25 protein-coding genes are annotated in these 23,214 nt (G+C 72.8%); 14 read left to right on the forward strand and 11 right to left on the reverse strand.

Going from position 1 to position 23,214, the window contains the following annotated elements; genetic code table 11:
- Positions 1–2 precede the first annotated feature (2 nt).
- From KBX46_RS16195 to KBX46_RS16210, 4 genes are read right to left on the reverse strand one after another with little or no spacing between them, the layout of a single operon-like run.
- Complete coding sequence (locus tag KBX46_RS16195) at positions 3–707, reverse strand: SIS domain-containing protein (protein ID WP_088951612.1); 705 nt, start codon at positions 705–707, stop codon at positions 3–5.
- Positions 704–1,921: a glycosyltransferase gene (locus KBX46_RS16200; protein ID WP_088947330.1), complete on the reverse strand. Its 1,218-nt coding sequence runs from the start codon at positions 1,919–1,921 to the stop codon at positions 704–706. Before KBX46_RS16200 ends, KBX46_RS16195 begins: the two co-directional genes overlap by 4 nt.
- Positions 1,906–2,880: a glycosyltransferase gene (locus KBX46_RS16205; RefSeq protein ID WP_210793105.1), complete on the reverse strand. Its 975-nt coding sequence runs from the start codon at positions 2,878–2,880 to the stop codon at positions 1,906–1,908. Before KBX46_RS16205 ends, KBX46_RS16200 begins: the two co-directional genes overlap by 16 nt.
- Positions 2,877–4,568 (reverse strand): HAD-IIIA family hydrolase, encoded by a 1,692-nt coding sequence (locus KBX46_RS16210; RefSeq protein WP_210793106.1) that lies wholly within the window; start codon positions 4,566–4,568, stop codon positions 2,877–2,879. The genes KBX46_RS16205 and KBX46_RS16210 overlap by 4 nt, the downstream gene beginning before the upstream one ends.
- A gap of 154 nt (positions 4,569–4,722) precedes the next feature.
- Between KBX46_RS16210 and KBX46_RS16215 the strand changes: the two genes are divergently transcribed.
- The 3 genes from KBX46_RS16215 (at position 4,723) to KBX46_RS16225 (ending at position 7,122) form a co-directional block, all read left to right on the forward strand.
- The gene (locus tag KBX46_RS16215; RefSeq protein WP_099852109.1) at positions 4,723–5,169 is read left to right on the forward strand and encodes an SRPBCC family protein; all 447 of its coding nucleotides are present in this window, start codon (positions 4,723–4,725) and stop codon (positions 5,167–5,169) included.
- Positions 5,166–6,167 (forward strand): SDR family oxidoreductase, encoded by a 1,002-nt coding sequence (locus tag KBX46_RS16220; protein ID WP_210793107.1) that lies wholly within the window; start codon positions 5,166–5,168, stop codon positions 6,165–6,167. Before KBX46_RS16215 ends, KBX46_RS16220 begins: the two co-directional genes overlap by 4 nt.
- Positions 6,168–6,354: 187 nt before the next feature.
- On the forward strand, positions 6,355–7,122 hold the full coding sequence (locus KBX46_RS16225; protein ID WP_210793108.1) for a polyprenol monophosphomannose synthase: 768 nt from the start codon (positions 6,355–6,357) through the stop codon (positions 7,120–7,122).
- A gap of 49 nt (positions 7,123–7,171) precedes the next feature.
- Here KBX46_RS16225 and KBX46_RS16230 read toward each other — a convergent pair whose 3' ends face one another.
- Complete coding sequence (locus KBX46_RS16230) at positions 7,172–8,779, reverse strand: NAD(P)/FAD-dependent oxidoreductase (RefSeq protein WP_210793109.1); 1,608 nt, start codon at positions 8,777–8,779, stop codon at positions 7,172–7,174.
- Between the two features lie 72 nt (positions 8,780–8,851).
- On the opposite strand from KBX46_RS16230, the gene KBX46_RS16235 reads away from it, so the two are divergent.
- Positions 8,852–10,285 (forward strand): aldehyde dehydrogenase, encoded by a 1,434-nt coding sequence (locus KBX46_RS16235; RefSeq protein WP_210793110.1) that lies wholly within the window; start codon positions 8,852–8,854, stop codon positions 10,283–10,285.
- Between the two features lie 54 nt (positions 10,286–10,339).
- On the opposite strand, the gene KBX46_RS16240 is transcribed toward KBX46_RS16235, so the two are convergent.
- The gene (locus tag KBX46_RS16240; protein ID WP_099852103.1) at positions 10,340–10,741 is read right to left on the reverse strand and encodes a ChaB family protein; all 402 of its coding nucleotides are present in this window, start codon (positions 10,739–10,741) and stop codon (positions 10,340–10,342) included.
- 176 nt (positions 10,742–10,917) lie between these two features.
- On the opposite strand from KBX46_RS16240, the gene KBX46_RS16245 reads away from it, so the two are divergent.
- From KBX46_RS16245 to KBX46_RS16260, 4 genes are all read left to right on the forward strand, one after another.
- The gene (locus KBX46_RS16245; protein ID WP_210793111.1) at positions 10,918–11,904 is read left to right on the forward strand and encodes a YihY/virulence factor BrkB family protein; all 987 of its coding nucleotides are present in this window, start codon (positions 10,918–10,920) and stop codon (positions 11,902–11,904) included.
- 99 nt (positions 11,905–12,003) lie between these two features.
- The gene (locus tag KBX46_RS16250) at positions 12,004–12,420 is read left to right on the forward strand and encodes a DUF2795 domain-containing protein (RefSeq protein ID WP_210793112.1); all 417 of its coding nucleotides are present in this window, start codon (positions 12,004–12,006) and stop codon (positions 12,418–12,420) included.
- A 52-nt stretch (positions 12,421–12,472) separates the two neighbouring features.
- The gene (locus KBX46_RS16255; protein WP_088947319.1) at positions 12,473–12,934 is read left to right on the forward strand and encodes an SRPBCC family protein; all 462 of its coding nucleotides are present in this window, start codon (positions 12,473–12,475) and stop codon (positions 12,932–12,934) included.
- Between the two features lie 109 nt (positions 12,935–13,043).
- On the forward strand, positions 13,044–13,307 hold the full coding sequence (locus tag KBX46_RS16260; RefSeq protein WP_210793113.1) for a hypothetical protein: 264 nt from the start codon (positions 13,044–13,046) through the stop codon (positions 13,305–13,307).
- Here KBX46_RS16260 and KBX46_RS16265 read toward each other — a convergent pair.
- Positions 13,262–14,551, reverse strand: a complete 1,290-nt coding sequence (locus tag KBX46_RS16265; RefSeq protein ID WP_210793114.1) for a sugar MFS transporter — start codon at positions 14,549–14,551, stop codon at positions 13,262–13,264. The genes KBX46_RS16260 and KBX46_RS16265 overlap by 46 nt on opposite strands.
- Before the next feature lie 158 nt (positions 14,552–14,709).
- Between KBX46_RS16265 and KBX46_RS16270 the strand changes: the two genes are divergently transcribed.
- Positions 14,710–14,919 (forward strand): hypothetical protein, encoded by a 210-nt coding sequence (locus KBX46_RS16270; protein WP_088947316.1) that lies wholly within the window; start codon positions 14,710–14,712, stop codon positions 14,917–14,919.
- On the opposite strand, the gene KBX46_RS16275 is transcribed toward KBX46_RS16270, so the two are convergent.
- Positions 14,916–15,365 carry a hypothetical protein gene (locus KBX46_RS16275; protein WP_210793115.1) on the reverse strand — a complete coding sequence of 150 codons (450 nt, stop codon included), beginning with the start codon at positions 15,363–15,365 and terminating at the stop codon, positions 14,916–14,918. The genes KBX46_RS16270 and KBX46_RS16275 overlap by 4 nt on opposite strands.
- A 162-nt stretch (positions 15,366–15,527) precedes the next feature.
- Between KBX46_RS16275 and KBX46_RS16280 the strand changes: the two genes are divergently transcribed.
- Entirely contained in the window at positions 15,528–15,881 is a 354-nt protein-coding gene (locus KBX46_RS16280) for a DUF6401 family natural product biosynthesis protein (RefSeq protein ID WP_088951611.1), read from the forward strand.
- Between the two features lie 68 nt (positions 15,882–15,949).
- Here KBX46_RS16280 and KBX46_RS16285 read toward each other — a convergent pair whose 3' ends face one another.
- The gene (locus KBX46_RS16285; protein WP_099852092.1) at positions 15,950–16,759 is read right to left on the reverse strand and encodes a hypothetical protein; all 810 of its coding nucleotides are present in this window, start codon (positions 16,757–16,759) and stop codon (positions 15,950–15,952) included.
- Positions 16,760–16,957: 198 nt separating this feature from the next.
- On the opposite strand from KBX46_RS16285, the gene KBX46_RS16290 reads away from it, so the two are divergent.
- The 3 genes from KBX46_RS16290 (at position 16,958) to KBX46_RS16300 (ending at position 21,205) form a co-directional block, all read left to right on the forward strand.
- Positions 16,958–19,096 (forward strand): SpoIIE family protein phosphatase, encoded by a 2,139-nt coding sequence (locus tag KBX46_RS16290; protein ID WP_210793116.1) that lies wholly within the window; start codon positions 16,958–16,960, stop codon positions 19,094–19,096.
- A 25-nt stretch (positions 19,097–19,121) separates the two neighbouring features.
- Entirely contained in the window at positions 19,122–19,799 is a 678-nt protein-coding gene (locus KBX46_RS16295; RefSeq protein ID WP_088947312.1) for an HAD family hydrolase, read from the forward strand.
- A 107-nt stretch (positions 19,800–19,906) separates the two neighbouring features.
- Positions 19,907–21,205 carry a cation:proton antiporter gene (locus KBX46_RS16300; protein ID WP_210793117.1) on the forward strand — a complete coding sequence of 433 codons (1,299 nt, stop codon included), beginning with the start codon at positions 19,907–19,909 and terminating at the stop codon, positions 21,203–21,205.
- Between the two features lie 61 nt (positions 21,206–21,266).
- Here the strand turns inward: KBX46_RS16300 and KBX46_RS16305 are convergent, their stop codons facing one another.
- Positions 21,267–22,205, reverse strand: a complete 939-nt coding sequence (locus tag KBX46_RS16305; protein ID WP_210793151.1) for an NAD(P)/FAD-dependent oxidoreductase — start codon at positions 22,203–22,205, stop codon at positions 21,267–21,269.
- Between the two features lie 106 nt (positions 22,206–22,311).
- Here KBX46_RS16305 and KBX46_RS16310 point away from each other — a divergent pair, with 106 nt between their 5' ends.
- Positions 22,312–22,527 carry a DUF3072 domain-containing protein gene (locus KBX46_RS16310; protein WP_172861994.1) on the forward strand — a complete coding sequence of 72 codons (216 nt, stop codon included), beginning with the start codon at positions 22,312–22,314 and terminating at the stop codon, positions 22,525–22,527.
- A 109-nt stretch (positions 22,528–22,636) separates the two neighbouring features.
- Here the strand turns inward: KBX46_RS16310 and KBX46_RS16315 are convergent, their stop codons facing one another.
- Positions 22,637–23,137: a metallophosphoesterase gene (locus KBX46_RS16315; protein ID WP_210793118.1), complete on the reverse strand. Its 501-nt coding sequence runs from the start codon at positions 23,135–23,137 to the stop codon at positions 22,637–22,639.
- Positions 23,138–23,214: the final 77 nt, after the last annotated feature.

Raw genomic sequence — 23,214 nt, forward strand, 5'->3', positions numbered from 1 at the left:
CCTCACGCGTCGACCTGCTGTCCGGTCCCACCGTCGAGCACCACTTCGACCCCGGTACGCACCGACCGGGCCGGCGGAGCGGGCTCGGTCGGGTCGTGGTGGACCGCCGCCGGGTCGGCGACCGCGGCCAGGGCGGCGGGCAGTTCCTGTTCGAGGTACTCACAGAGCAGGTGGCTGGTCACGAGGTGCAGTTCCTGGACGACCTGGGTGTCGGGGGACGCGACAGCCAGCACCTCGTCACAGGCGTCGGCGAGGGGATTGGGCGTCGCCCCGGTGAGCGCCCAGCTCGTCAGGCCGGCCTCCCGGGCGGCCAGCGCGGCGGTGATCAGGTTGGCGCTGCTGCCGCTGGTGCTCAGCAGCAGCAGGACGTCACCGGGACGACCATGCGCGCGCACCTGACGGGCGTAGACGTCGGTGTAGCCGTAGTCGTTGGCGATGGCGGTGAGCGCGCTCGTCTCGGCGTGCAGCGCGATCGCGGACAACGGCTGCCGGTCGTGGTGCAGCTTGCCGACCAGCTCGGCGGTGAGGTGCTGGGCCTCGGCGGCACTACCGCCGTTGCCGGCGACCAGCAGACGACCCCCGCCGGCCAGCCGGTGGGCCAGGTCCGCACCCCAGCGGGCCAGCTGCGACTCACACCGCCGGTACGACACCAGCGCCGCGGCGAGGTTCGTCAGGTGGGTGTCGAGCAGGCTTCCCGCCGGCATCAGGCCACCACCCGGGTCGGGCGACGCACGGCGGCCACCTCGCTGTAGACCTCGACCAGCCGCTCGGCGGTGGCCGCCCACGAGTACCGCGTCCGGGCCCGCTCGCGCGCCGCCGTCGCGTACGCGAAGCGCCTGATCCGGTCGTCGAGCAACCCCTGGATCGCGGCGGCCAGCGCCTGCGGGTCCCGCGCCGGCACGAGGTCACCGGTCGTCCCGTCGACGACGGTGTCCCGGATGCCGCCGACGGCGGTGCCGACAACCGGCACCCCACAGGCCATCGCCTCCAGCGGGGTCAACCCGAACGGCTCGTACCAGGGTGCGGCGACCAGCAGGTCCGCCGAGCGGTACCAGCGGCCCATCTCCTCCCGGGGCACCGCGCCGACCAGGTGCACCCGGTCGGCCACCCCGCACGACTCGGCCAGTGCCCGAAGCCGCCGGGCGTACGGGTCGGTCTCCAGCAGCCCCTCGGGCGGGCCGCCGACCACCACGCACTCGGCGTCCGGGACCAGGGCCATCGCACGGACCACGGTCTGGAAACCCTTGCGCTCGACCAGTCGACCCACGGTCAGGATCCGGGCCCGACCCGGCTCGCGGTCGGCGGCCGGCCCGAGCGGGGCGAACGTGGCGAGGTTGACTCCGGAGGGCACGACGGTCATCCGGGACCGGGGCACGCCCATCCGGACCAGTTCGCCCACCTCGTCACGGCACTGGGCGACGATCCGGTCCACCGAGCGGCCCAGCTCGCGCTCGTAGGACACCCGGCGGGCCGGGCTGGTGTCCTGCACGCCCTGGTAGCGGCGCTTCACAGTGCCCAACGCGTGGTACGTCTGCACCACCGGCACCCCGGTCTGCCGGCCGGCGGTCAGCGCCGCCAGGCCGCTCATCCAGAAGTGCGCGTGGATCACCTCGGGCACCCAGTCCCCGCCCCGCCAGCGCTCGATCAGCCAGGCACTGAACTCCCGCATGTGCGGCAGCAGCGCGTCCTTGGCCACCGGCTCGGCCGGCCCGGCGGAGACGTGCACCACGTCGTACCCGTCCGGGCTTCGGACGGTCACCGGCAGGTCCGGCGCGTCCCGCCGGGTGTAGACCCGTACCTCGTGCCCGGCGGCGGCGAGCGCGGCGGACAGCTCCGCGACGTGCGTGTTCTGGCCGCCGGCGTCCTCCCCTCCGAGGACGGCGAGCGGGCTGGCGTGCTCCGAGATCATCGCGATCCGCATACTTCCTCCTCCAGCAGCCGGTCCCAGTCAGCGAGGAAACGGTCGAGGCCGTACCTGTCGCGTGCGGCCGTTCGCGCCGCCGCGCCGGCCTGGCGCGCGATCGCCGGTTCGGCGATGAACCGTCGGGCGGCGTCGAGCAGGGTGTCCGTCCGGGTGGCGAGGGCGCCCGCCTCCGGGGGTACCGCCATCACCGCCTCGGTGGTGGCGAGCGCGACGACCGGCATGCCGATCGCCATCGCCTCGATGAGGCTGAGCCCGAGCGAGGTCCACCGGCACAGGTGCAGGTACGCGCGCCGCCGGGCCAGCTCGGCGTGCATCCGGTGCTGGGGTACGTCGTCGTGGCTGGTAAGCCGGTCGGCGGGCAGCCCGAGGTGGTCGGCCAGGCCGGCGACGCCCATGCCGAAAACGTCCAGCGGCGCGATCTCGGCGAACTGGGGCAGCAGGTCGGTGCCGGTGACCCGTCCTCGCCGGATCGGCTCGTTGATCACCACGGCGAGCCGGTCGAGTTCGCCGGTGTAGGAGACGGTGGGGGCGACGATGCCGTGGTCGACCACTGTGGTGCGGGTGGCACCGGTGTCCCAGAAGATCTGGTTGAACCCGGTGACGTGGGCGATGAGCAGGTCGTCGCGGTCGGCCATGGGGTGCCGTGTGTTGGGCACGTCGCCCTTCGGGGTGTTGTGTTCGACGTAGATCGCCGGGAGGTCGCGGCCGGGGCGGCGGCGCAGCCACGCCTCGGCCCGGTCGATCTCCTCCGGCCGTTGCAGGATGACCAGGTCGATGTCGGCGCCCGGCAGGTCCTCCGGGGCGACCTCGACCGCACTGTCCGGCCAGGGGTAGGTGCGGGCCCGGCCGAGGCCGTAGGGGCCGCGGTCGGGTGTGGTGGGGATCAGGTAGCGATGGCTGCCGTGCACGAACGACGTGGTCCACGAGCCGTGCACGTGCCAGAGCAGGATGTTCATCGGCCGCCACCACCACTGACGGCGAGCATCCGCAGCGCGTCGACCACCTCGTCCGGGTCGATGCCACTGAGGCAGGGGTGCCCGGGGACCGGGCAGCTGGCGGCACGGGTGTCCCGGCAGGGCGCGGCGGCGTCGCCGAGCCGAACGGTGGGCACCCGGTACGGCCCCCACTGACCGAACGGGACGGTCGGCGCGAAGAGACTCACCACCGGCACTCCGCTCGCGGCGGCCAGGTGCGCGGGCCCGGTGTTGCCGACCACTACCGCGCTGGCGTCCGCCACGATCCCGGCCAGCCCGGCCAGGTCGGTTCGCCCACCCAGGTCGGTGCCGCCGGCCGCCGCGACCCGGGCGGTGACGTCACGCTCGTCGGAGCTGCCGGTGACCAGCACCCGGTGCCCGGCGGCGGTCAGCGCCCCGGCGATCCGGGTCGCCACCTCGGGCGGGCAGGCCCGGCTCGACGCGGCCGAGCCGGGGTGCAGCACCACGTACCCCGGGTCGCCGAGGTCGGCCGCGCGCGGCGGCACGGCGTCGCGTCGGAGCCGGAGCACAGGTTCGTCGCCGTCGGGCAGCCGGTGACCGGCGGCGGCGGCGAGGGAGAGGGCACGTTCCGGTTCGGGGACGCCCACCGGCACCCGGTGCCGGACGTCCAGCAGCGAGCCCGGGTAGTCGTCGCTGATCCCCGCGATCCGGCCGACACCCGCCATCCGCAGCAGCAGCGCCAGCGGCAGGGCGGACTGGTGGAACGAGGTGAACACCACCGCCTGGTCCGCGCCGATGGCGCTGAGGCGGGCGGTGAGGCTCCGCAACGCCTCCGGGTCGACCGGCCCCGGCGTGGGGTCGATCCAGGGCAGCGGATGCTCGATGATCTCGTCGACGCCGGGCAGCAGGTCGGCGGCGGCGCGGCCACGCGGCCCGCACAGCAGCACCACCCGCTGTGCCCCCGCCGCGACGGCACGGATCGCCGGCCCGGTGACCAGCACGTCCCCGGCCGAGTCCGACCGGACCACGAGCGCCGTGCGCACCGGGTCACCGGTCGGGGTCGCCGGTCGTACGGCCTGTTGGCGGCGCAGGATCTCGTCCACCGCCGCCGGCAGGTCGGTGGCCACCCACCCGGCGGCCGCGATCTCCTCCGGTCGGGTCACCGGGGTCGGCACCAGCACCCCTGCCGCCCCCGCAGCCAGGGCGGCACCGACGTCCCGGCCGATGTCGCCCACCAGCACACACCTCGACGCGGTGGTGCCCAGTTCCCCAGCGGCGGCGTACACAAGGCCGGGAGCCGGCTTGCGGCAGTCGCAGCCGTCGGCGTCGTCGTGCGGGCAGACCAGCCACGCGTCGAACCGACCCAGCAACTCCTCGACGCGGGCGTGCACCGCCCGCATCTGCTCCCCGGTGAAGTAGCCCCGGGCCAGCCCCGACTGGTTCGTCACGACCGCCAGGCGCAGCCCGGCCGCCCGCAGCCGGTCCAGCGCCGCCCGCGCCCCCGGCACCGGCCGCACCTTCTCCGGGTCGCCGTTGTACGGCACGTCCTCGATCAGGGTGCCGTCGCGGTCCAGCAGCACCGCGTCGTACAGGACGGGTCGGGGGCTTCCGACAGTTGTGCGACTGGACCCGGCGGAACCGGCGCGGTCAGCAGCGGCGTAAACCGGGGCTGACCTGCGCTGATACGGATCCTCCTGGTCCTGTCGCACAGCCGGCGGGTTCCCTGCGCCCCGAGGAGTAAACGTCGTCGTCGAGGGGGTGGGCCAGCGCCGCCAGCGGTGCCCCGCGTCGGCCTTACCCGCCGTGCCGGAGAAGCTAACCCGCCGGCCGTTAGCCGGTGCCTGCCGGGGGTATGAAAGCCCAGTGGCGATTGTGGAGAAAGTGATCGACGCTCCCCCGCAGCAGGTGTTCGACGTGCTCGCCGACGGGTGGACGTACAGCGACTGGGTGGTCGGGACGACACACGTACGCGACGTGGACGACGCCTGGCCCCGGGTGGGCAGCCAACTGCACCACAAGGCCGGGCCGTGGCCGTTCTCCCTGCAGGACGCGTCGACGGTGCTGGTCTGCGAACCACCGCACCGGCTCGTGCTCAAGGCCGGTCTCTGGCCGGCCGGGGAGGCGATCGTGGCCTTCACGCTGCAGCCGGTCGGCGACAACGCCACCCGGGTACGCCTCGGGGAGGACTTCGCCGCCGGCCCGCTGCGCTGGGTCCGCAACAAGGTCAACGATCTGGTGCTGCACCTGCGTAACCGGGAGACGCTGGACCGGCTCGCCGACATCGCCACCCGGCAGAAGGGGTCCCCGTGACGCAGACCGTGGTGGTGACCGGGCCGAGCGCCGGTGTCGGTCGGGCCGTCGCCCATGCGTACGCGGACCGGGGCGCCCGGCTGGCGCTGCTGGCGCGGGGCGAGGCGGGCCTCGCCGCCGCCGAGCGGGAGTGCCGGCTGCGGGGTGCGACCGACGTACGCGCGTACCGGGTCGACGTGGCCGACGCGGGCGCGGTGCAGCAGGCCGCCGACGACGTGGTGCACCGGTGGGGCGGCATCGACGTGTGGGTCAACAACGCCATGGCGTCGGTGTTCGCGGCGGCCTGGGAGATCCCGGCCCGCGAGTTCCGCCGGGTCACCGAGGTCACCTACCTGGGCACGGTGCACGGCACCCTGGCGGCGCTGCGGCACATGCGGGCGCACGGGCGGGGCACGATCGTGCAGGTGGGCTCCGCGTTGGCCTACCGGGGGATCCCGTTGCAGTCGGCGTACTGCGCGAGCAAGCACGCCGTCCAGGGTTTCAACGACTCGTTACGCGCCGAGCTGCTGCACGACTGCCCGGGGGTGAAGCTGTCGATGGTGCAGCTGCCCGCCGTCAACACGCCACAGTTCTCCTGGGTCCGCACCCGGCTGCCCCGGCATCCGCAGCCGGTGCCGCCGATCTTCACGCCGGAGTTGGCCGCCCGGGCCATCGTGTGGGCCGCCGACCGTGGCACCAGGGAGCTGAACGTGGGCGGCCCGACGTGGCGGGCCCGGCTGGGCGACATCCTGTTCCCCGGCCTGCTGGACCGGAAGTTGGCCCGCGACGGTTACGACAGCCAGCAGACCGGGGAGAAGATCGACCCGGCCACCTGGCGGGACAATCTCGACCATCCCGGCGACGAGGACACGGACCGGGGCACCGCGGGCGTGTTCCACGACCGGGCGCGCGACCGCTCGGCCGCGCTCTGGGTGGGCACCCACAAACCGGCCCTGTCCGGTGTCGCGCTCGCCGCTGCGGGACTGACCCTCGCGGCCGTGGCGCGTCGCTGGCGCTGACCGACCCCGGAAACGCTGGCCGGCCCTCTCGGGCGCTGAGCTGGCAACGCCGCGACCGGCGAATCGATGGGCGGACACGGCCGGGCGGCGCCACACGCAACGCCCGGAAGGGGTGCCTCTTCAAACCGAATGTGCCAACTGGATACCCTCTTCGGTAAGCCCTGTCCGCGAACCGAGGATGTCCCGCATGATCGAGCCTGTGCAGCTGCCGTCGCCGTGGCAGGAAGCACGTCTGACCGTCGTCGTGCCCACCTACAACGAGGCGGGCAACCTGCCCACGCTGGTGGAGCGACTTCTCGCACTGCCGCTGCCTGGTCTGCGCATCCTCGTCGCCGACGACAACTCCCCCGACGGCACCGGCGACGTGGCCGACAAGCTGGCCATCGAGCATCCGGACCGGATCGAGGTCGTGCACCGCGCCGGCAAGGAGGGCCTCGGCCGCGCGTACGTCGACGGGATGGGACGGGCGATCGAGGGCGGCGCCGAGTACGTGGCGCAGATGGACGCCGACCTGTCGCACCCGCCGGAGGCTCTGCCGGGCATGCTGGGCGCGCTGCTCTCCACCCAGGCCAGCGTGGTGATCGGTTCCCGCTACGTGCCCGGTGGCGAGCTGGACGAGAACTGGCCGTTGTACCGCCGGGCCCTCAGCGGCTGGGCGAACCTCTACGTGCACACCCTGCTGCGGGTGCGCATCCGGGACCTGACCGCTGGCTTCAAGGTCTGGCGTGCCGACGCGCTGCGCGACATCGGCCTGAACCGGGTGCAGTCCAACGGATACAGCTTCCAGGTGGAGATGCATTACCTCGCCACCAAGCTGGGGCACACCATCCTGGAGGTGCCGATCCGCTTCGAGGAGCGGCAGGAAGGCCTCTCCAAGATGACCACCGCGACCAAGGTGGAGAGCGCCCTGATGCCGTTCCGCCTGCGCAGCAAGCACCGCAACATCACCCGCTGACCCCCCATCCCCACCTCGGTGAGGGCTGTGGGCGGGGTCCGGGCGGGGGTTAGTCGGGATAGACGGCGCGGTGGGCCGTCGCGATGGCCGCGGCGTAGGCACGCCCGGTGAGGGCGCGGTCGCGGGCCAACGCCGCGCGGGCGGCGTTCGCACCGGGAGCGCCGTGCACGCCGCCGCCGGGATGCGCCGACGCGCTGGCCAGGAAGAGCCGGTCCACCGGAGTGTCCGCCCGGCCCAGGCCGGGGATCGGACGCAGGAAGAGCTGTTGGTACGCGGCAGCGGTGCCACCGCCGAGGGTGCCGCCGACCAGGCTCGGGTTTCCCTTCTCCAGGTCGGCCGGCCCGGCCACGTGCCGGCCGACGATGAGCTGCTTGAAACCCGGGGCCGCCTCCTCCAGCACGTCCTCCATGCGCTGCACGTGCCCGGCGAGGTCCTCGGCCCGCCAGTCCCGGCGGAACGGCAGATGGGTGTACGACCAGAGCGACTCGGTGCCCGGCGGGGAGTGGCTCGGGTCGGCCACGGACATCTGCCCGACCAGCAGGAACGGGTCCCGGGGCAGCTCACCTCGGGCCAGCTCGCCCGCGTAGTGGGTCAGCCCGTTCAGGTCCGCGCCAAGGTGCACGGTGCCGGCCCCGGCCAGCTGCTGGTTCGTCCAGGGCATCGGCGCGGACAGCGCCCAGTCGACCTTGAGTGTCGAACCGTCCCAGCGGAAGTGCGCCAGGTCCTCCACCAGCCGCGACGGCAACGCTGCCGCGCCGACGAGGTCGAGGTAGAGCGCTGGCGCCGGCACGTCGGCGAGCACGGCCCGGCGGGCCCGCCACAGCGTGCCGCCCCGCGTGCGTACGCCCATCGCCCGGCCCCGGGCGGTGAGCACCCGGTCGACGTGGGCGCCGTAGAGGATCGCGCCGCCGCGCTGTTGCAGCCGCGCCACCAGCGCGTTGGTGATCTGCTGCGCGCCTCCGGCGGGCACCGGCCAGCCGACCTGCTGGCCGAGCATGGCCAGCAACCAGCCGTACACCCCGGAGCCGGCCTCCTCCGGGGACAGGTCGGTGTGCAGGGCGCAGCCGGCCAGCAGGGCCGGCCCGCCGGGGCCGTCGAAGAGTTCGTCGCCGAGCTTGCGGACCGGCACCACGAGGCGCCGGGCCAGCCGCAGCGCGCCGGCGACGCGCAGCTGACGCAGCAGACCGAGCCCTCCGCGGACCGGCGGGAACGGCGTGGTGATGGTCTCCAGCATCGGCTCGGCCACGTCGAGCCAGTCGGTGTAGGCGTTGAGCCAGCGCTTGCCGTCGCCCGGGGCGAACTGCTCCAGCGAGGCGGCTGTCACGTCCGGGTCCCGGTTGATCACGGCGGCCCGGCCGTCCGGCAGCAGGTGCGCCAGCACGTCGGGCGAGTGCCGCCAGGACAGCCCCTGCTGACCCAGGTCCAGGCCGGCGAGCACCGGTGAGGCGTACCCGAGGGGGTAGAAGGAGCTGTAGAGGTCGCTCAGATAGCCGGGCGCGGTCACCTCGGCGGAGCGGACCGCGCCGCCGGGTGTCGCGGTGGCCTCCAGCACCACCACCTCCCAGCCGGCGTCCGCCAGCAGGTTCGCCGCCACCAGGCCGTTGTGACCGGCACCGATGACGACGGCGTCCGCGCTCTGCGCGACGGTGGTAGTCATCCGATCCGCCTACCCTGCGCGCAACCGGGCGAAACGCGTTTGCCTCGCCGAGGCCGGGGCATCCAGCGCCGCATGTACACGGTTGCGCAGTTGGTGGGTGGGGTGTGGGGCGCCGGCGGCGACGGCGGTGAACTGGTGGTGCGTGACCCGGCGGACGACTCGCCGGTCAGCACCGTGCCGGTGGCCACCGCCGACGAGGTCGGCAAGGCGACCCAGGCGGCCCGCAACGCGGCGGCGCAGTGGGCGGCGACCGCTCCGGCCGAGCGGGCGGCGGCGCTGCACCGGGCCGCGGACGCGGTGGCGGCGGCCACCGAGGAGCTGGCGGCGGCGGTCACCGCGGAGATGGGCAAGCCGTTGGCGGACGCCCGCGGCGGCGTCGAGGCGGGCGTCGGCACCCTGCGACAGTACGCGGAGCTGGCCCCGCTGCGCGGCGGGCGGACGCTGAACGGCGAAGCCGACGCGCTGGACTTCCTCACCCCGCAGCCGCGCGGTGTGGTCGCCGCGATCACCCCCTGGAACGACCCGGTTGCGGTCTCCTGTGGGCTGCTCGGCGCGGCCCTGGTGACCGGAAACGTGGTGCTCTACAAGCCGAGCGAACGGACGCCGGCGACGGGTTGGCTGCTGGCGCGTGCGCTGGACCAGGCGTTGCCGGCCGGTGTGCTGTCACTGCTCACCGGCGGCCCGGAGGTCGGTGCGGCGCTGGCGGCGCAGGACGTCGACGTGGTGGCTCACGTTGGGTCCACCGCGACCGGGCGGGCGATCGCCGCCGCCGCGGCCCGCACCGGAGCCAAGGTGCTCCTGGAGAACGGGGGCAGCGACCCGTTGATCGTCGACGCGGGCGTCGACCCGGAGTGGGCGGCCGGTCAGGCCGCGATGGGCGCGTTCGCCAACGCCGGGCAGATCTGTGTGGCGGTGGAGCGGATCTACGTGCACCGGGAGGTGGCCGGGGACTTCGTGGCCGCGCTCGCGCGTCACGCCGAGGCGCTGCGCGTCGGGCCGGGTCGGGACCCGGGCACCGAGCTGGGCCCGCTGGTCGACCGACGGCACCGCGACCACGTGCACGGGCAGGTAGCGGCGGCGGTTGCGGCCGGCGCTCGGGCGCTGGTCGGCGGCGAGGTGCCGGACGGGCCGGGAGCGTTCTACCCGGCCACTGTGGTCACGGACTGCCGGCACGACATGCCACTGGTGCTGGAGGAGACGTTCGGGCCGGTCGCGCCGGTGGTGGTCGTCGACTCGTTCGACGAGGCGCTGCGCTGTGCCGCGGACTCCCCGTACGGGTTGGCCGCCACGGTGCTGACCGCGTCGATGAGTCACGCGCAGCGGGCCTGGCGCGAGCTGCCGGTGGGCACTGTGAAGGTCAACGCGGTGTTCGGGGGCGCGCCGGGTGGCGCCGCGCACCCGCGCCGGGCCAGTGGGCAGGGCTTCGGGTACGGCCCGGAACTGCTGGACGAGTTCACCGCCACGAAGGCGGTGCACATCGAGGCGCCGGGCGGCGGGCACTGGTGAACGGCACGGACGGACGCAGGGGTGGTGCGTCCGCCCGTGCCGTCGTCTGTGCGGTCAGTCGCCGCGAGCCTTGCGGGTGGCCCGGTCGTTGGCCTTCTCGATGGCCTTGACCAGGTCCGGCTTGGTCATGCTGGACCGACCGGGTACGTCCAGTTTGCGGGCCACCGACATCAGGTGGTCCTTGGTGGCGTTGGCGTCCACCCCACCGGCGGTGGGTGCTCGCCGTTCCGGCCCGCCGCCGGCGGCCTGCTGGTCGCTCGGGCCCTTGCGGCCCTTCGGCTCCCAGTGGTCGCCCACCTTCTCGAACTGGTGCTTCACCGCGGCGAAGGCGGTGCGGTGCGACCGCTGCCCCTCGCCGTAGGTCTCCACCGCCGAGTCGTGCGTCTTCTCCCACGTGCGCTGCGCCTTCTCCGGGGAGCGCCGCAGCGTGCTGGGCAGGTCTTCGCGCCCGGGCATCTCGTCCTCCTCCGTCTCGACAGGGTCACCATGACCGTTCCCCGGTGCCGCGGCGGCAAACCATAGGCGCTACTGGCGGGGCGCCGGGTGAGTTTCTCGATTTCCCGATCCGGGTATCGGGGGCCAGGCCCGACCGGACGACCGGTCATCCGGTGGCCGGGGCGCAGGGAGCGGGCATGACGACCACGGAGCCCGGTACGACGCGCGAGGGCGCACACGGCACGCGGGTTCCCCGCCGGATGCGGCAGCTGAGCTGGCGGACCTGGCGCGGGGTGCTGGTCCGCAGCGTGCAGAACTTCGTCAACGACAACTGCTCGGACTGGGCCGCCGCACTGACCTACTACGGGGTCCTGGCGGTCTTTCCGTCCGCCATCGTGATCGTGGCCCTGGTCGGTCTGGTCTCCAGCGGCGAGCAGACCGTCGACACCATCGTCGAGCTGGCCGGTCAGGTGGGCGCCGGGTCGGTGCTCAGCGACGACGAGGACGGCGTGGTCGGGGTGATCCGCACGGTGGTGCTCGACCAGAGCAACCCCAAGCTGCTGCTGAGCTTCGGCCTGCTCGGTGCGCTGTGGTCCGCGTCGGGTTTCATCGGCGCGTTCACCCGGGCCTCCAACGCCATCTACGGGGTGGACGAGGGCCGGCCGGTCTGGAAGCTGCGGCCGTTGCAGATCGGTCTGGCCGCGATCACCCTGGTGCTACTCGCGGTGGTCGCCCTCGGGTTGATCGTGAGCGGCCCGGTCACCGACGCGGTCGGCGATCTGATCAACGCCGGTGGTCTGGCGCGCACGGTGTGGAGCGTGGCGAAGTGGCCGGTGCTCGCCATGATCATGATGTCGCTGCTGTCGCTGCTGTTCTGGATCGCGCCGAACGTGCGTCAGCCCCGGTTCCGCTGGCTCACTCCGGGTGGGGCGGTGGCACTGGTCTCCTGGGCGGTGGCCTCCTTCGGTTTCGGCCTCTACGTGACCAACTTCAGCTCGTACGACACCACCTACGGCAGTCTCGGGGCCGCCATCGCGTTCCTGGTCTGGCTCTACCTGTCCAACTCCGCGCTGATGCTGGGCGTGCAGATCAACGCCGAGGTGCAGCGCGGTCGGCAGTTGCAGGCCGGCGACCAGGACCCGGAGGAGCCGGTGCTACCGCCCCGAAAGCCCGCCGACGACTGAGCCGGTTCGGGACCGGTCGTCCGGTTCTGGGCCGGACCATGGGCCCGTTCGTGGCCCGGTGCCGGTTTAGCGGGCGGGGTGCCGGGTAGCGCAGAAGGCATGGAGCGTGGCAACAGCAAGCACGGACCGAGGATCGACGAACAGATGAGCCAGGAGGTCAGCGGCCTCGTGCAGGGGCCGGGGACCGGTGGCTCTCGGGTCGATGAGGCGCGGGTGCCGGAACCGGCTGGCGAGGACCAGCCGGAGGTGACCACCGCGCCGGCCGGCGAGACGCGCACGGGCGCCCCGAAGGGGATGAGCTCCACGGACGTCGAGCAGCGCAGCCGGCTCGGCCGGTTCATCTCGATGAGTGCGCTGCCGGGCGACCGCCTGGTGCTCATTGCCAGCGCCCGGGAGAACGAGGCGCCCGACGACATCGTGGCGGCGCTGGAACGGCTGCCCGAGGGCACCGTCTACCAGACGGTCTCCGAGGTGTGGGCCGCGCTCGGCAACAAGAACGAGACAACTCGCTGGTGAGAAGGATCGCCCCCCGATCCGACAACCATTGGCGACTGAAGGAGGTTCTCTGATGAGTGGCGTAACCGAACATGTCGACGTTGCCGTGCCCGTACGCACCGCGTACGACCAGTGGACGCAGTTCGAGGAGTTCCCGCAGTTCATGGAGGGCGTGCAGGAGGTCCGGCAGCTCTCCGACACGATGACCCACTGGACGGTGGACATCGCCGGGGTGAAGCGTGAGTTTGACGCCGAGATCACCGAGCAGCTCCCCGACGAGCGGGTCGCCTGGCGCTCGACCGGTGGCACCCAGCAGGCCGGTGTGGTGACCTTCCACCGGCTCGACGAGGACAAGACCCGCGTCACCCTCCAGCTCGAGTTCGAGCCGCACGGGGTGGTCGAGCAGGCCGGTGACAAGCTCGGCATCGTCGACCGGCGCGCCAAGGGCGACCTGGAGCGGTTCAAGACCTTCATCGAGCGGCGCGGTCAGGAGACCGGCGCCTGGCGTGGGTCGGTGGACCGTCCCCAGCCGTGACCCTGAGCAGTGACAGCGATGGCCGCCAGAATCCTGGCGGCCATCGCCTTGTCCGAGCCTTGTCGCACACCACCGTTTGCGATCATCGCGCCCGGGTACGGCTGAAGACATGACCGACGACAACATCAGGGTGTGGCGGGACGAGAAACGGCTTCCGTTGGAAGAGCTGGAGCAGGCCGTGGCCGGCTCCAGCATCGACGGGCAGGCCGACGACGTGACCGGCAACGACGCGGGGGAAGAGGCGACGTTCGGCCACGGGCCGGCAGCGGACGACCGTAAGGGGCAGGCCCAGGGCAACAGCCGGGAGGACACCGATCCGGAGCGCCGCTACCGCCCGTCCACCACCGGACGGACCGGCCCCGACGTCGGCTGACCCTCCCCGCCGGTCTGCGCGGGCACCGGGTGTGCGGTGGGCCGGCCGGTCGAGCGACGAGCGCCCCACTCGTACAGCACGATCAACGCCAGCGCGAGCACCAGCAGGGCCGAGCCCAGCACCTGCACCGACGTGTTGCCGATCAGGACACCGAGGCCGGCCGGGACGAGCGCGGCGCCGATGCCGGACGCGCCGATCTGGAGCCCGATTGCCCGGTCCGCGTGCGCCGCGCCGACCCGGTCGGCGGTGGTGAGGGTGAGCAGTGGGAACACCGGCGCGGCGGCGAACCCGACCACGACCAGGCCGGCCACCGCCAGCACGGCCGGCCCGGGAACGGCGATCAGCAACGCGCCCACGGCCATCCCAGCCAGGCTGGCGCGCAACACCAGGCCGGCCCCCAACCGCTCGGCCACCACCCCCTGCACGACCCGGCCGACGAAGAGGCTGCCCCAGTACGCGGAGACGCAGCCGCCGGCCACCGCGGCGCTCAGCCCACGCCCCTCGGTGAGCAGCAGGAACGCCCAGAGGCCGGCGGACACCTCGATGGCCACGTACAGCGCGAAGGCGACCGTCCCCGACCAGACCGCCGGCAGTCGCAGCGTCGCCCGGACCGGAAGCCGGACGATCGCCGGAGTCTCGGCGGGTGTGGCGTCGGCCGCCTCGGTGCTGGCAGGTACGCGACGTCGCCAGGCTCGCACGGTGAGCGCGAAGGCGATGGCGAGGAGGATCTGGGCTCCGGCCACGATGCCGTAACCCCAGCGCCAGGCCAGGCCGCCGCTCAGCACCGCGGTCATGATCAGCGGACCGATCGCCACGCCCAGGCCGAAGAAGGCGTGCAGCCAGTTCATGTGGCGCGGCCCGAAGGCCCCGGCGGCGTACGCGTTGAGCCCGGAGTCGACCGCGCCGGACCCGAGACCGAGCAGCAACGCACAGCCCACCAGCACGGCCAGCACGGGGCTCACGGAATAGCCGGTCAGCGCCAGGCTGGCCAGCAGGGTGCTCCCGGCGAGCAGCGCGCCCACGCCGACCCGGGCCAGTGTGAACCCGGCCAGGACGCTGGAGGTGAGATAGCCGACGGTGCCGGCGGTCAGCACCCACCCGACCGCCTCGGTCGGGACACCGAAGTCGCCCCGGATCGATGGCCAGGCGACGCCGAGCAGGCCGTCGGGCAGGCCGAGGCTGACGAACGCGAGGTAGGCCAGCAGGAGCAGCGAGGCACGGGGCCGTGGAGGCGTGGTGGACACGAGACACCATCCTGCCGCAGGGGCACCTTAGCGCCGTTGGCACCCGAGCGCCCCCGGCGCAAAGAAGTCGTGTCCGGACGGTCGAGAAAACGGACAGCTCATCCAGAATCGGCCGATCGGAGGACGGCAACCCGGCGTGTTCGCGTAAGAATTTCGGGATGCATCAAGGCTCCGGAATCCTCTCCACGCGTCAGCGCCGGCTCGCCTGGCTCGGCTTCATGCTCGCCGCGCTGCAGGCACCCGTGTCCGCCTGGCTCGTCGCTGACGAGTCGTGGCTGTTCAGCCTCTGCGTCGCGTTGATGGTGGCCATCGTGATCATCGCTGACGACGCGGCGCGGCGACGCCCCGCCAACGCGACCGGCGATTAGCCCCCGGTGACCGGTCGGGCCTCGTGCCCCGGCCGGCCCCGACTGCGGCGGCGCTCCTTCATCTCCGCCTCGTAGAGGTGGCGTCGCCCGCCCACCAGCTCGTCACGGGCCTGTTGGTCCACCTCGCGGAACAGCGCGTGGTAGCCGTCGTCGAAGTCCTCGACGATCTGGAACGTCCACCGCCCGGCGATGACGTTACGACCCAGCAACTCGGTGTCGATCCGCTCGGCGAGCTGCTGATGCCCGGCGGCGCGAAACTGCTCCACCGCGTCGTCGAGCATCAGGTCGGCGTGCCCGATCAACTGGTGCAGGGAGTACAGGTGCCCCCGGGCCCGCTCCACACACTCCAGCGCCTCGCTGAGCTTGCCGAGCGCGGCGACCGTCTCGTCGCTCACCCCCGGTGGCCGCTGGTGCTGCTCGTCCGGTCCGTCCGCCTGCTGTCCCATCCGTGCCTCCGTGCCGTGTCCCGTGATCCGTGGGTGTTCTCCTGCTGCCCCGTCTGTGCCGGATCAACCCCCGCGGTCAGCACTGGTCGCCCCAGTGGCGCAGCCGACATCCGCCGAGCGGCCGAGGTCGACCCGGTCACCGGTCGGTTAGCCTCGGTCACCATGCGTGTGCCGTTCAACCGGGTCGCCTCCCGTACCGCCGTCGACTCGGCGCGGTCCACCCTGGCCGCCCTCACCGTCTCCATCGGCACTGTCGGGCTGACCGCCGCCGCGGCGCGACCGGGGCTGCTGGCCCTCGTCGACCAGCACGCGGCCGCCGTCCGGGACAGCCTCGACGGGGACCGTCAACCGCTGACCGCCGCGGCGCTCGCCGGCTATGCCGAGGGGGTCCGCGAGGCTGCCCTGGAGCACGGGTGGACGCCGCCGGGTGGGCCGGTCGACTGGAGCGAGCCGGAATGGCTGCTCACCCGACTGCTCGCGGTCTGCGCGATGGCCCGCTCGCTCGACGGGGCCTGACGCGCGCGGGGAGGGCACCCCGCGCCGTACGCGGAACACCCTCCCCACCGCCGTACCGTTACGAACCCTTACGAGCGGTACTGCTGGGCTTCGTCCACCCGAGGCATCGCCTGGGTGCGGTCGCCCCCGCGGTCGGCCATCTGCCGCTCCACGTCGCTCCGTCCGGCCGCCGTGGCCTGACGCTGCTGCTGCACCGCCCGGGCCTCCTGGGCGGCCCGGTCCAGCCAGCCGTCCCAGCGCTTCTGCATCGGCTTCACGAGGCCGCCACCGACACCGACGATCAGGATGCCAGCCACAGTGGCGAGCACCGCGATCAGCACCGGAGTGGTCACCGTGGTGGCGATACCCACCTGGTTCAGCGCGGCGATCACGCCGAGAGCGATGATGAAGATCGCCGTCAGGTCGGCCAGGACCTTGCCGTACGAGAGCCCGCCCAGCGCCCCGGTGACCAGATCCCGGACAGCGTTGGCGATCGCAGCCGCCACCACCACGATGACGATCGCGATGAACGCACGTGGCAGCCAGGACACCACGCCGCTGATCAGGTCACTGATCGCGTTGGGCCCCCAGACTCCGAAGGCGAACTGCAGCGTGAACAGCAGTACGGCGTAGTACGCCAGTCTGGCCAGAATGTCGCTGGCGTCGTACTTCGTTCTCTCCAGGGCCCGTTTGATGCCGCCACGTTCGACGGCCTGGTCGAAGTGCACCCGTTCCAGCACCGTATCCACGATCTTGAGGACGGCTCTGGCGATGAGCCAGCCGACCACGAGGATGACGATGAAGGCCACTGCCTTCGGGATGAAGAGCAGCACCGACCTCCAGGTGTCGGCGATGGCATCGCCGATGTCGGCCTGCCGGACCGCGAGGGTTTTCAGCATGATGTCCCTCCTGTCGCATGGACTGCGCCGGGCGCATACCCGGCTACCGGTGCGGCACTCCGCGCAGAGCGCCGCGTTTTTTGCGACAAGCTGCCGAACAGGGGCCCTGAACTGCCCGAACGGCCACCGCGACCGGGGGCGTGACAGCCCACGGCCATGATCGGATGCCTTTTCCGGTCGGCCGACTAGGCTGCGGACATGCCAGGAACGGTCGGGCGAGTCCCCATGCCAGCAACCCCGGGCCCGGGTGCACCCACCGGCTCCGGTGCGGCCGCTGCCGTGCTCGCCCACGACTGGGCCGACACCCCGCTGGGCCCGCCCGAGAGCTGGGACATGGCGATCCGGGTCGTGGTCGAGCTGATCCTCGCCTCGCCGATGCCGATGGCCCTGGCGTACGGCGACGACCTCGTGCTGCTCTACAACGCCGGTTACGCCGAGTTGCTGGGCACCAAGCACCCGAGCGCCCTCGGCCGCCCGGCAGCGGAGGTGTTCGCGGAGATCTGGGCGCTGCCCGGCGTGGGTGAGGTGATCGAGCGCAGCTACCGGCAGGGCGAGCCGTTCCTGGAGAAGGAGTCCACCCTGCCGTTGGTTCGTGGGTATTCCCCGACCGTGGAGCAGGCGGTCTTCACCCGGGGCTACTCGCCGGTGCGCGACAGCGCCGGGCAGATCGTCGGCGTGTTGGCGGTCGCGGCCGAGACCACCCACGTCACCGAGCAGTTGCAGAGCCTCAGCGAGGTGGCTGCGGCGCTCGCCGGCACGCTCACCCTCGACGACGTGGCCCGGGTGGCGCTGCGCTACGCGATCACCACGTTCGACCCCGACCAGGTCTCGTTCGCGGTCGACGAGGGCGGTGGCGGTTGGCGCATGGTGCGCCGGGTCCGTGGCGAGTTGCTGGACGAGGCCGACGAGCGACTTCCCCCGCTCTGGCGACGCGCTCCGGCGGACTGGTCGGCCCCGGTGGTGCAGGCGGCGCGCTCCGGCGGCCCGTCGTTCGTTCGGGACGGGCAACCGCTGCGGGAGACCGCTGTGGACCGCCACGACCAGAAGATCCGCTCGATGGCGGCCCTGCCCCTGGGCACCTCGGTGGTGCGCGGCGGGCTGGCGGTCGGCTACCAGGTCCCGCACACCTGGTCCCCCGCCGAGCGGGCACTGCTGGCCGCCTCGGCCGAGCTGATCGGCCAGGCCGCGGAGCGGGCCCGCCGCTTCGAGACCCAGCACGGCACGGCCCAGCTGTTGCAGCGCAGCATGTTGCCGGAGCACCTGCCAGACCTGCCCCGGCTGCGGATCGCGGCCCGTTACGACCCGGGGGTCGACGGCAACGCGGCCGGCGGCGACTTCTACGACGCGTTCCTGCTGCCCGACGGCACGCTGGGCGTGGTGCTGGGCGACGTCGCCGGGCACGACGTGCAGGCCGCCGCGCGGATGGGGCAGGTCCGGGCCGCGCTGCGCGCGCTGGCCCTGTCCGACCCGGCACCGGACGCGGTGCTGGCCGGGCTGGACCGGCTGGTGACCAGCCTGGGCGTGGAGGCCGGCACCCACGAGCTGTTCGTCACCGTCGTGTTCGGGGTGATCGACGCGGAGCGGCGGCAGCTGACCCTGGCCAGTGCCGGCCACCCCGCCCCGCTCATCCGCCGGGGCGACCCGGAGGGCCGCTCCCACGCCGAGTACGTGGATGTTCCCGCCGGGCCCCCGCTCGGTCTGGGCGGCCGGCCGGGCACCACTACTGTCGAGTTCCGCCCGGGCGACACCCTGCTGCTGTTCAGCGACGGGGTGGTGGAACGTCGCCGGCAGAGCCTGACCGCCGGGCTGACTACCCTCAGTGACGCCGTCGCGAAGGCCGGCAGTGGCGACCCACGCGCCCTCTGCGCGGTGGCCACCGCCGCGGTTCCGGGCGGCACCGAGGACGACGTGGCCGTGCTGGCGGTCGAGCACGCGCTCAAGCCGAGTCGCTCGGCGAGCATGGAGGTGCCCGCGGAGCCGACCGCCCCCAGCCGGGTCCGGCACTGGATGACCGGCCAGCTGACCGAGTGGCAGGTGCCCGAGTCGGTGATCGGTGCGGCGGTGCTGTGCACCAGCGAGCTGACGACCAACGCGCTGCTGCACGCCGGCACCGCCGCCCGGGTGGAGATCGACCTCAGCCCCGAGCGGCTGCTGGTCTCGGTCGCCGATTCCGGCACCCGGGGCACCGTGACCCGGGCCCGCACCGACACGTTGAGCAGTCGTGGGCGCGGGCTCGGTCTGATCGAGGAGCTCAGCGACGCCTGGGGCACCGACCCGTCGGTCCGCGGCTCCACGGTCTGGTTCGAAATCCTCACGCCGCCAGCCGCGCATTCCTGAGAGCCCGAAGGGTAGGAGGACGCCCATGCGTACCGACGAGCCCGCCGGAGTCTTCTTCGACGTCGATGGCACCCTGGTAGACACCACCTATTTGCACACCGTGAGCTGGTGGGAGGCACTGCGGCAGACCGATCAGCCGGTGCCGATGGCGATGGTGCACCGGTCGATCGGGATGGGTTCCGACAAACTCCTGGATCACCTGCTCGGCCCGGAGCGGGACCGCGACGCCGACACGAAGCTGCGCGACGCGCACGACACCCTCTATGCCGAGTACTGGGAACGACTCACGCCGCTGCCCGGGGCGGCGGACCTGCTGCGCGCCTGCGCCGAGCGAGGGCTGCGGGTGGTGCTCGCCACCTCCGCCTCGGAGCCCGAGGTCGGCGCGCTCCGTCGGGCACTGGGCGTTGACGACGTGATCGACACTGTCACCTCCTCGGCGGACGCGAAGCAGAGCAAGCCCGCACCGGACATCCTGGTCGCCGCGTTGGAGCAGTCCGGGTTGGCCGCGGAGCGGGTGGTCTTCGTCGGCGACTCGGTGTGGGACGTCGTCGCCGCCGGCAAGTTGAACATCCCCTGCGTGGGGTTGACCTGCGGCGGCACCAGTCGGGGCGAGCTGGCCGGCGCCGGCGCGGTGGCGGTGTACGACGACCCGGCCGCCCTGCTGGGCGAGTTGGCGGACTCGCCGCTCACCCGACCCCGGTGAGGATCACTCGGGTTCACCCACCCGTCCGCGCATAGCGACCGGCCCTGCGGGGCATGGTCTGTCACCACCTGCCCGCACCTCGCGGGTGCGGGCTGAAAGGTGGTGCCGTGGAGCCGGTAGATGTGGCGTTCGCCCTGGTGGGCCTGGGCGCTCTGCTCGCGGGCGTCCTCCCGCGGGTGTTGGAGCAGCGTCCACTGTCCATGCCGATCGCCTTCCTCGCCCTCGGCATGCTGGTGTTCCTGCTGCCGGTGGGGCTACCGACACCGGATCCGCTGGCCCACCCGGAGTTGACGACCCACCTCACCGAGATCGGGGTGATCGTCGCGCTGATGGGCGCCGGGCTCAAGATTGACCGGCCGTTGAGTTGGCGACGGTGGTCGTCCACCTGGCGGCTGTTGGCGATCGCGATGCCACTGTGCATCGCGGCGGTGGCCCTGCTCGGCTGGTGGTGGGCGGGGTTGGTGCCGGCCGCCGCACTCCTGTTGGGTGCCGCGTTGGCCCCGACCGACCCGGTGCTCGCCGCCGACGTGCAGGTGGGCGAACCGACCGACGTGGAGGATTCCGAGGACGAGGTCCGCTTCGCGTTGACCTCCGAGGCCGGTCTCAACGACGGCCTGGCGTTTCCGTTCGTGTACGCCGCGATCGCCATCGCCTCGACGAGTCTCGCCCCGAGCGACTGGTTCGCCGAGTGGTTCACGGTGGACGTGCTCTGGAAGGTGGGCGTCGGCGTCGGCGGTGGCCTTCTCATCGGTTGGCTGCTGGGCAAGTTGTTCTTCCGCGCGCCCAGCGAGCTGCGGCTGGCCCGGCACGCCGAGGGCTTCCTGGCGCTGGCCGCCACGTTCCTCGCGTACGGGCTGGTGGAGGTGGTCGGCGGGTACGGCTTCCTGGCGGTGTTCGTGGCCGCCCGGGCGATCCGGGCCGCCGAGCGGACCCACGAGTTCCACTCGGTGCTGCACGACTTCGCCGAGCAGGTCGAACGGCTGCTCACCCTCGTGCTGTTGCTGCTGCTCGGCGGCGCGATCGTGGGCGGTCTGCTGACCCCGCTGACCTGGCCGGCGGCCGCCGTCGGGCTGGCACTGGTGTTCCTGATCCGACCGCTGATCGGCTGGTTGTCGCTGCGCGGCGCGCCAGGACGGCCGGCCGAGCACTGGGTCATCTCGTTGTTCGGCATCCGCGGCGTCGGCTCGTTCTACTACCTCGCGTATGCCACCACGAAGGCCGACTTTCCACAGGCCGAGCTGCTCTGGGCGACCGTCGGGCTGGTGGTGCTCGTCTCCGTGGTGGTGCACGGCATCACGGCGACTCCGGTCATGCAACTGCTGGACCGGGAGGGCGAGCGGACCTCCGACCCGGCCGAACGGCACACCGACGACCCCCGGCCGGTCGCGGCGGCGGGGCACGCCTAGCCCTGCGTCAACGCCCCGGGGCCAGGTCTACGACAGCGGCCCCGGGGCCCGGGCATGCCGCTCAGGTCAGGCGGGCGACCAGGGCACGGCCGAGGTCCCTGCCGGAGCGCCAGGCGCTCTGCACCCGGGGCTTGCCGAACGCGTCGCCGGCCAGACCGATCCCGTCGGGGTCCAGGTGGTAGGTGTCGCCGCCGGCGTCGCTGGTCGGCTTCGCGTACGTCCAGCGGTGCACGTGCACGTGGGCGGCCTGCTCGGGCAGTCCCAGCAGGTCCCGGACGGCCTGCTCGATGGCCGGGCCGGCCCCGGTGGGTTGGGCCAGATGCCCGGCGGCGAACTCCGGCACGGTGTGCGCGACGAGCACCGGCGCGCCGTCGCCGCGTCGGTCGCCGTCGTCGCAGACGAGGTTGAGGACCGGGTGGTCGTTGACGAACGCGCCCCGGAAGTCCGGCCAGCGGCGGGTCGGGAACCGCAGCACCGCGGCGAGCGTCGGCGACCAGCGTTGCGCCTGCACGAGCTGGGTGGCGGCCGTCAGGGCCGGGTCGAGCAGCAGGGCGGCCTGCGGGCCCGGCATGGCCAGGGCGACCGCCGCGCACGACTCGCCGTCCACTGTCGGCCCGGGCTCCACTGTGAGCACCAGCCTGTCGACGGTGACCGGCACCTCGCTGGCCAGGTGTTCGACCAGGGAGCGCAGCCCACGCGGGGCGGCGAAGCGCATCGGCCCGGGCACCTCCTGGCGGCCGGCCCGGTCGTAGGCCTGGAACGTGTCGGTCCATTCGCGGACCAGCCCGGCGGCGCGCCACTGCTCGACCAGCTCGGCGAAGTCCGGGTCGCTGGCGGTGAAGTACGCGGCGCCGATGTCCGCGGGCCGGCCCTCGAAGCGCTTGCTGGCCATCCGGCCGCCACGGACGTGGCCGCGCTCCCGGACCTGCACCGGCACCCCGGCCCGGGTCAGCTCGACCGCACAGGCCACCCCGGCGATGCCCGCTCCGACCACCACCACGCGCGTTCGGTCCACACTCATCCGGTGATCGTAGGTGGCGGCGGCGGCGCATGAACCACCACCGACGAGGGTACTGGCACACCTGTTCGAAGAAAGGATGATGACAATGACGGACCGCCGCAACGAGCAGGCCGACCAGAATGCCGCGATCAAGGACCCGGACGAATGGGTCACCGGTGACGAGCCGCCCACCGCGGCTCAGGAGTCCTACCTGAACACGCTGGCCCGCGAGGCCAACGCGGATCTTCCGGACGACCTGACCAAGGCCGAGGCGTCCAAGCGCATCGACGAGCTCCAGGCCGAGACGGGCCGGGGCCAGTAGTCACTGGTCGACTCCGCTTCCGCGACCATGGCGTGTCCGCGAGTCCTGGACACCGCGAGATCAGGGAAGCGGAGTCGATCACGCCCCGGGCCAGCACCGTGGCCGGCGGTCAGCCGCGGGTCAGCCGGTGCAGCTCCACCTCGGCCAGGCGGCCGGCACTGATGGTGGCACTCAGGTAGGTGGCGTGCGGTTGCGAGCGCCGGTCGGTGGGTGAGCCGGGGTTGAGCAGCCGCAGCCCGCCCGGCGCCTCGGTGTCCCACGGAATGTGGGAGTGCCCGAAGACCAGGAGGTCGACATCGGGGAACCGGGCCGCACACCGCTTCTCACGACCGGTCCGTTGCCCGGTCTCGTGCACCACTGCGACGCGCAGGCCGTCGAGTTCGACCCGGGCCACCTCCGGCAGCCGGGCGCGCAGCGCCGGGCCGTCGTTGTTGCCGTACACCCCGATCAGCCGGCGCGACCGCGCGGTCATGGCGTCCAGCAACGCCTCGTCCACCCAGTCACCGGCGTGTACGACCACGTCCGCCGCCTCGATCGCCGCCCAGAGCGGCTCGGGAAGGTCCCGGGCCCGCTTCGGTACGTGGGTGTCCGCCGTGAGCACCAACCGCATGCAGGCATTCTCCCCCGTGCCGCGGCCGCCCGCCCGGGGACGCGACTGCGTGAACGTATCGAAACTGGCCAAGCTTT

It is taken from the genome of Micromonospora sp. C81 (assembly GCF_018070425.1).
Lineage (GTDB): Bacteria > Actinomycetota > Actinomycetes > Mycobacteriales > Micromonosporaceae > Micromonospora > Micromonospora zamorensis.